The sequence below is a fragment of the Armatimonas sp. genome, from assembly GCF_043760365.1.
In the GTDB taxonomy this organism is placed as follows: domain Bacteria; phylum Armatimonadota; class Armatimonadia; order Armatimonadales; family Armatimonadaceae; genus Armatimonas.
This window is the reverse complement of the sequence record NZ_JAYUPA010000702.1, coordinates 1-3,727: the sequence shown is the minus strand read 5'-3', so window position 1 is coordinate 3,727 and position 3,727 is coordinate 1. Positions and strand designations below refer to the sequence as shown.

Sequence of the window (3,727 nt, the reverse complement as noted above, 5' to 3'; positions counted from 1 at the left end):
TCCCCGAAGGAGACAAAAACCGGAAATCCTTCCTCTCCCCCAACCCTCCCTGCCCTGAGGGAGGGTGGCTCGGAGTGAGGAACGAACAAAGAGCCGGGTGGGTACGAGCCGGGTGGGTACGAGCCGGGTGGGTTCGCGGGTGGGTTCAAGCCCCTACAGCTCTCGCCGTCCCTCAAAGGCTTGAATCAGGGTCGCTTGATCGGCGTAGTCTAGATCGCCGCCGACGGGAACGCCGTGCGCGATGCGCGTGATCTTGGGGCCAAGCGGACGTAGCAAGTTCGCCAGATAGATCGCCGTGGCATCGCCCTCCACCGTGGGGTTGGTAGCGACCACAATTTCTTTGACCATACCGCCGGTGAGGCGTGCGAGAAGCTCGCGCACTTTGAGCTGATCGGGGCCGATACCCTCCATCGGGGCGAGAACCCCCCCGAGCACGTGGTACTTGCCGCGAAACTCGCTCATGCGCTCCAGCGCCATCAGATCACGCGGATCGGATACCACACAGATCATTGACTCGTCGCGGCGCGGGTCGCGGCAGATATCACAGAGCTTCTGGTCAGTGAAGTTGTAGCAGCTCTCACAGAAGCTCACGGCGGCCTTCACCTCCGTGATGGCACTGGCGAGCGTGCGGGCTTCGTCGTCGGAGAGGCGCAGGACATAAAACGCCAGCCGCTGCGCCGACTTGGGGCCGATTCCGGGCAGGCGCTCGAACTCGGCGATGAGCCGGGCGAGCGGCTTGGCGTACTGTGCCATGGGTTAAATAGCTGCCATTTTTAGAACAGACCAGGGATATTCATACCAGCGGGCATGAGCTTCTGCTGCTCCGTCTCGCGCAGATCCGCCGCCTTGTCGAGCGCCGCATTTACCGCCGTCAGCACCAGATCCTGAAGCATCTCGGCATCTTTGTCTTCCAAGACACTCGGGTCAATCGTGATGCTCATCAGCTTGCCGTTGCCGTCCACGGTGGACTTCACGGAGCCGCCACCCGCCGAACCGTCTATGCGTGCGGCATCGAGGCGCTCGGCCATCTTCTCCGCATCTTCGTACATCTTCTTCTGGACCTGCTGGATCATCGCGGCCATGCCGCCCTGATTCCCGCCGCCGCCAAGACCGGGGAAGCCCCCCGCCTGGCCTTTATTCTTACCAAACAGATTTGCCATAGGGTTTTATTATCCTTCAACTATCTCCCCACCAAACGTGGAGAGAATCTCTTGCACCAGCAGCTCAGAGAGCGCCTGCGCCTTATGTGAGCCGGGCTTCGCCGCCGCCGCTAGCTCGGGATCCTGTGTGCGCAGCTCCGCAGACAGATCCGGCGGTGGTGCGGGCTCCGCCCCCCCGCTCTTCTTATTCTCGTAGTGCGAGCTACGGGAAGCCTCCGCAACACGCGGCGCGGGGGCGGGTGGTGTCCAGAGCGGCGCATCGGTGCGGGTCTGCTCAAGCTCGTCTTGCCCCAGTGCCTCAATCTGCGCGAGGGGATCACGCCGGACGGTCTGCCGGGCAACCGCGCGCAGCAGCGGTGGCGGGACATTCCCTGAGAGAGTGAAACGCACGGGAACCGTTCCCAGATCGGGGGCCAGTACCTTAGCGAGAAGCTTGCGCACAAACTCTTGCTGCTTGGGCGCGTTCATCATGTCGTAGTTCATCCGTGCCGTGAATGAGAGCACAACCGTACGCCCCTCGACATCCACGGGAGTGGCCATTGACATCATGACACTGGTCTTCTTAGAGATCTTCTCGGCCTGGGACAGAAATGCCGGCCACGCCCGCTGCACCGCCGCCAGGGTAATGCGCGGATCAGCCAGCTCCAGCTCTGCCTCAGGAGCAGGTTTTGCCAACACCTCCGGGACTGGCTCGGGCAAAGGCTTGGGAACAACGGGTGGAGAGATGGGTTTGGCGGGCGGTGAGTCAAAAGAGAGAGGCGCGGCAAACTCATCGTCGGGCAGCGGGGGGAAATCATCGTCGAGCGATTCAGGAAGTGCCGCCCGAGCTTCCTCAAACAACGCGACTCTGGTCTGTTGCTCAGGCGCGGGCTTAGCAGGCTCCGGCGCATCAAAAAGACTCAGGCCGTCGTTTTCCTGAGGGGGCTCGGGAGCGCCCTCGGCTTCATCGTCATCATCGTCATCAAAGAGCGAGAAGCCGCTTTTCACGGAAACAGCCGGAGGTGGCGCGACGGGCTTAGTGGGAACCACGATCACAGACGGCGCTTCGGCTTCACTCTCTTCAGGCTCCAGCTCTGCCTCAAGCTCCGGCTCGAAATCGTCTTCGTCATCCCGCGCGACATCATCAGCAAAGTAGCCCGCGCTCAGGCTCGGCGCTTCCTCACTTCGCTCCAGCGCTGCTTCCAGGACGGGGTCAGGGGCCTCGTCTTCCGGTTCCAGCGCAGGCTCAGTGACAGGCGGTAGTGCCGTGGGCGTGGTGGCAACAAACGGCGTGGTGGCAACTGGCTGCGCAAAGACAATCGGCGCGGTGGTGAAGGGCTGGTCGGGAGCCTCACCAATCGTCATGAGCTTGAGAAAAGTCAGCTCGGTGAGCAGGCGGTGCTGGTTGTTCCAGCGGGTCTCACCCTGAGCTTCATTAAGCAAGTCAATCGCCTTGAGCAACTGCTGAGGCGCGAAGTGGCGCACCTGGCCCTGGAGCCGCGCGACATCCTCAGGGGCGAGCTCGGAAGCAGCGGCGGGGCCACCGACGGCGACAAGCAAGAGATCGCGAAAGTGAGACGCTAAAGCTTTGAGAAGGGTTCGTGCCTCTTTGCCGGAATCCAGAATCTCCCCCGCCAGCGCCAGCACACCAGGCGCATCGCGGCGGGCCACAGCGTCCGTGACACGGGCAAGCTGCTCGGTGTCCAGCGTGCCTAAGATGCTCTCGACGGAAGCCGCCGTGATCTGCTTGGGCGAGAAAGCGAGAACTTGCTCTAAAAGGGAGAGCGAGTCCCGGTAGCTCCCCTCCGCTCCTCGCGCCACTAAGTTAATCGCCTCGGGCGAGTAGGCCACGCCCTCGGTGTCGAGGACGAACTTCAGGCGCTTTGAAATATCCAGGAGTGAGCCACGCTTAAAGTCAAACTGCTGGCAGCGGCTGCGAATGGTGATGGGAATAGACTGCGGCTCGGTGGTGGCGAGAATAAAAACCACACCGGGCGGCGGCTCCTCCAGAGTTTTCAGAAACGCGTCCTTGGCATCACTTGAGAGCTGGTGGGCCTCATCAATAATAAAGATTTTGTAGCGAAACTCCATCGGGCCGTAGCCCACTTGCTTGCGCACCTCGTCAATATCAGCGACTCCACGGTGGCTGGCGGCATCGAGCTCGATCACGTCAATACAGCTGCCCGCCGTGATCTCTTTACAGGCATCGCACGCGTTGCAGGGCTCTGGTACCGGGCCATTGTCGCCCGAGAGACAGTTGAGCGCTTTTGCCAGAAGCCGCGCCATCGTCGTCTTGGCGGTTCCCCGTGTTCCGGTGAAGAGATAGCCGTGGGCGATCCGCTCCGACGTGATAGCGTTCTGGAGGGTGCGCACCACATGCTCCTGCCCGACGACGTCGGCAAAGGTCTGGGGGCGGTACTTGCGATAGAGCGATTGATAGGCCATGAAGCGTGTCTATTGTACCATTCCAAAAGCACGCAAACAGAGGGTATAATCTCTCACGGCATGAGCGAAACTTTGCGGCGTACGCCGCTCTACGAAACCCACGTGCGCAGTGCAGCGCGTCTGGTCCCGTTTGCAGGCTGGGA

Annotated in this window: 3 protein-coding genes; all 3 read right to left on the bottom strand. The window is 61.6% G+C overall.

The features are described 5' to 3' along the window. Nucleotides 1-153: 153 nt before the first annotated feature. Genes recR through dnaX form a run of 3 tightly spaced genes read right to left on the bottom strand, consistent with a single transcriptional unit; the run spans nt 154 to nt 3,584 of the window. Nucleotides 154-753: a recombination mediator RecR gene (gene recR / locus ACH2EH_RS16510; RefSeq protein ID WP_395143261.1), complete on the bottom strand. Its 600-nt coding sequence runs from the start codon at nt 751-753 to the stop codon at nt 154-156. Between the two features lie 20 nt (nt 754-773). After that, nucleotides 774-1,160: a YbaB/EbfC family nucleoid-associated protein gene (locus ACH2EH_RS16505; RefSeq protein WP_395143259.1), complete on the bottom strand. Its 387-nt coding sequence runs from the start codon at nt 1,158-1,160 to the stop codon at nt 774-776. 9 nt (nt 1,161-1,169) lie between these two features. Beyond that, entirely contained in the window at nt 1,170-3,584 is a 2,415-nt protein-coding gene (gene dnaX / locus ACH2EH_RS16500) for a DNA polymerase III subunit gamma/tau (RefSeq protein WP_395143257.1), read from the bottom strand. Nucleotides 3,585-3,727 lie beyond the last annotated feature (143 nt).